Source organism: Rhizobium sp. PDO1-076 (genome assembly GCF_000247475.1).
In the GTDB taxonomy this organism is placed as follows: domain Bacteria; phylum Pseudomonadota; class Alphaproteobacteria; order Rhizobiales; family Rhizobiaceae; genus Allorhizobium.
In genome coordinates, this window is sequence record NZ_AHZC01000184.1 from 1 (window position 1) to 3385 (window position 3385).

Annotated in this window: 5 protein-coding genes; 4 read left to right on the forward strand and 1 reads right to left on the reverse strand. The window is 52.8% G+C overall.

Features of this window, described 5'->3' with window-relative positions; genetic code table 11:
* Window positions 1–124: 124 nt before the first annotated feature.
* Window positions 125–1254 (forward strand): IS3 family transposase gene (locus PDO_RS11620; RefSeq protein WP_085995795.1). Its coding sequence is split into 2 segments (ribosomal slippage): window positions 125–368 and window positions 368–1254, totalling 1131 coding nucleotides; the frame shifts between segments, so codons are not numbered across the junction.
* Here the strand turns inward: PDO_RS11620 and PDO_RS27130 are convergent.
* On the reverse strand, window positions 1202–1570 hold the full coding sequence (locus PDO_RS27130) for a transposase (protein WP_244426424.1): 369 nt from the start codon (window positions 1568–1570) through the stop codon (window positions 1202–1204). The two genes, PDO_RS11620 and PDO_RS27130, sit on opposite strands and share 53 nt — an antisense overlap.
* Between PDO_RS27130 and PDO_RS29055 the strand changes: the two genes are divergently transcribed.
* From PDO_RS29055 to PDO_RS11635, 3 genes are all read left to right on the forward strand, one after another.
* On the forward strand, window positions 1472–1789 hold the full coding sequence (locus tag PDO_RS29055; RefSeq protein ID WP_009109621.1) for a hypothetical protein: 318 nt from the start codon (window positions 1472–1474) through the stop codon (window positions 1787–1789). The two genes, PDO_RS27130 and PDO_RS29055, sit on opposite strands and share 99 nt — an antisense overlap.
* A 207-nt stretch (window positions 1790–1996) precedes the next feature.
* Complete coding sequence (locus PDO_RS11630) at window positions 1997–2473, forward strand: transposase (RefSeq protein WP_141649892.1); 477 nt, start codon at window positions 1997–1999, stop codon at window positions 2471–2473.
* Between the two features lie 68 nt (window positions 2474–2541).
* The gene (locus PDO_RS11635) at window positions 2542–3354 is read left to right on the forward strand and encodes a hypothetical protein (protein ID WP_009109624.1); all 813 of its coding nucleotides are present in this window, start codon (window positions 2542–2544) and stop codon (window positions 3352–3354) included.
* The last annotated feature ends 31 nt before the right edge of the window (window positions 3355–3385 follow it).

Below are 3385 nucleotides of genomic sequence, written 5' to 3' on the forward strand. Positions count from 1 at the left end.
TCGCATCAGAACGTCGACATCGACATCCTGGCCGACGATCACACGCCTGCCGTTCGCACTCACTATGAATAGCCCCGAGATTTGTAGACACCTTCTTTCCTAATTTTGAGGCAAGAAGATCACCATGAGCAAATCGAATTTCAGCGAAGAGTTTAAGCGCGACGCGGTGCGTCAGATCACGGAACGGGGCTATCCGGTTGCAGAGGTCTCGCAGCGTCTGGGTGTGAGCCCGCACTCGCTCTATGAGTGGAAGAAGAAGTTCTCCTCCGTGTCTGGCAACCCGGGCAACGACCAGTCCGAAGAGATCAGGCAGCTTAAGAAGGAACTGGCGCGTGTCACCGAGGAGCGCGACATATTAAAAAAAGCGACCGCGTATTTCGCCAGGGATGCAAAGTGAAGTACGCGTTCGTTGCCCAGCATCAGCAGCGATTTTCGGTGCGAATGATGTGCCGCCTGTTCCGCATCCATCCCAGCGGGTTTTATGCCTGGCTTCGGATGCCCTTGAGCAAGCGTGCCTGTGAGGACAAGCGGCAGATCGATCTGCTCCAGACGGCTTGGGAAGAGAGCGGCAAGGTCTACGGGTATCGCAAGCTTCATGACGACCTGCTCGATCATGGTGAGGCATGCTGCCCCAACCGGGTTGCCCGCCTAACCCGGATTGCCGGTATCAAGGCTCAGATCGGCTATAAGCGCCGTCCTGGAATTTACGGCGGCAGGCCTTCCATTGTCATCGACAACACTCTGGACCGTCAATTCGACGTTGCTGCTCCGGACAAGGCGTGGGTTACCGACATCACCTACATCCGAACCAACGAAGGCTTCGCCTATCTCGCGGTGGTGATCGATCTCTATTCCCGCCGCGTCATCGGCTGGTCGATGCAGAGCCGTCAGACAACGGACGTCGTGCTGCAGGCGTTGTTGATGGCTGTCTGGAGGTGGAAACCAAAGGAAAAGGTTCTGGTGCATTCGGATCAGGGATCGCAATTCACTAGCATGGACTGGGCAGCGTTCCTGAAGCACCACAATCTGGTTCACTCGATGAGCCGACGGGGCAACTGCCATGACAATGCCGTGGCTGAGAGCTTCTTCAATCTGTTGAAGCGGGAGCGGATACGCCGAAAGGTCTATCGCTCAAGAGACGAAGCCAGGCAGGACGTGTTCGATTACATCGAGATGTTCTACAACCCGAAGCGCAAACATGTCAGAAACGGGATGCTGTCGCCCGTCGAGTTCGAAAAGCAGCAGAAAACGTAACCCGAGGGTGTCTACGAAACTCGGGGCTATTCACTATCTCCATTCGGGTCGCCGTCGATAGGGCCTTCGCATCCGCTGGCGGTGCCTCTGGCATCACGACAGCTGGCACGAAACCTTCGATCCGTCCGCGACCAAAATTACCTTCCCGCAACAACTGCCGCCACCGATACAATTGCGATCGGGAGACTCCGTGCTTCAAGGCTGTCGCTGAAACCTGATGCCCATCGCCGGAAAAGCCCTCTTCGACAATCCTCAGCTTCGCCTCGTCCGTAAAACGGCGGCGTCGGCCGGTCTCAATAATATCAAGGCGGCTTATGAGTGTCCGCTCACTGTCCTTATACCTGTCCATAAGGACAAAACGACAGATTCACGGAAAATTCTCAAGGCGGCCCACCTCGGATGCTTACGCAAGTTCACAGCATCAGCTCAACAGGGTAGCGCTTTGTTGCCGCTCACCGTGATGGCCAATTTCGTCATGCCCCCAACCCTGCGGCTTGCGGGATATCTCGTGATCTTCGGTACGCTTCTCCGCTGACCATCAGCTTCCAGGCTGCAGTTTCCGATGATTTACCGGACGGCATTCCGATCAAATACCGGACACGGTTCCGAGAATTAACCGGACGCGATTCCGATTAATCACCGGACAGTTTTTCCAGACAGATAGTGCCTTTGGGTCAGCAACCTTGGCATGCATTCCTTTTAATCGCGAGGAATGTAGATGCCGCAGAGACGAAGGCTGACCATGAGACAACTGAGACACCTACTTCGACTAAGTTCGGACGGCGTAAGCGTTCGTGATATCTCCGATGTGCTTGGCATCGCACGTAGCGCGGTGCAGGACAGCATCGGGCGCGCCTCGGCAGCAGGACTTTCCTGGCCTTTGGCTGCCGACCTGGCCGACGATGTTCTTGAGGGGCGGCTGTTCACGCGAGCCGGCGTCAAACAGGGTCAGAGCCGCCGTCCGGAGCCAGATTGGAGCGTGATTGCGGTCGAGGTGAAGAAGCCAGGCGTGACGCTGTCGCTGCTCTGGGAGGAGTACCGTGCCGTGCATCCTGACGGTTACGCCTTCAGCCGTTTTTGTGAACTGTTGTTAACCTGGATTCAGCGCCGTGCGATCCCAACGAAGCCTCTGGACATAATCCGAAAAGGCTGCTTCATTGCCTCTGTCTGGGCCATTCATTTCAGCTTTCGCCTGCTGACCGTGAATCGCCTCCGCTAGCACATCATGGCTTGGCGAAAATCCCCGGATTTTGTGATGCGTCAGATGGGAACGAAAGGAATTCGTCGATGGTCGGCAAGATGTTACCAAGTGCGATCGTAAAGTATCAGTACCACCAGGCAACAAGGGACCCCATTGAAAAAGAATATTTTTCAGCATTCATAAAGGATCCGTCTGGGAAGGAAAAGGTCGGGCAGAAACATCAGGATTATCAGTTATTAAATTTTCTCACGATAAAGCTTCCAGAAGAATCTGATGACTCGTTCGATAAGGCCGAATTAAAAGAACTCAAATACACATCAAAATTAAAATTTTTTAGAAAAACACAAAATAGTGATAATAATACATTCGCCGGAAAGCGAGTAACATATTTGACGGAGCGCGGTGTGGATATTAACGACGCCAAAAAGTATGCGTTGGCAAAGGGTAAATTCAGGGATATTCTGAAGTCCGCCCGCACTGATAAAAAGAACCTTATTGCTAAGAGACGAGAAGTAATCCGAACAATGGTTTTGACTGATTACAAAAATTCTGCCTATTTCGGGAAATACGTTTGGAGACAAATCTCTGCTATTTCTCTGCACACCCAACTTGGGTATACTAAAGATTCCGAAGTACCTATGGGTAGAGTCAAATTTTACATTGTCACCGGCAACACAGAGAAAGCAGAAGATGAGGCCAGAGCGGCATTTAATTTGGATGGGTCCGAGCCAAAATCTGCAGAGACAATCGAGGAGAAAATCAATACGCTGATGACAAAGCTCAGTGGTGTACCTGTTGACATCGCCTCCAATCGCACTTTCTCGACAATCAAACCAGGGGCGAACGATCTCTCTAATAGCTTCTTCAAACCGGCGATCGAGCCCCGCGAGTTCGGGTAGCAGGGTTGGGCTTGCTTCGGAAAAGCGGAGC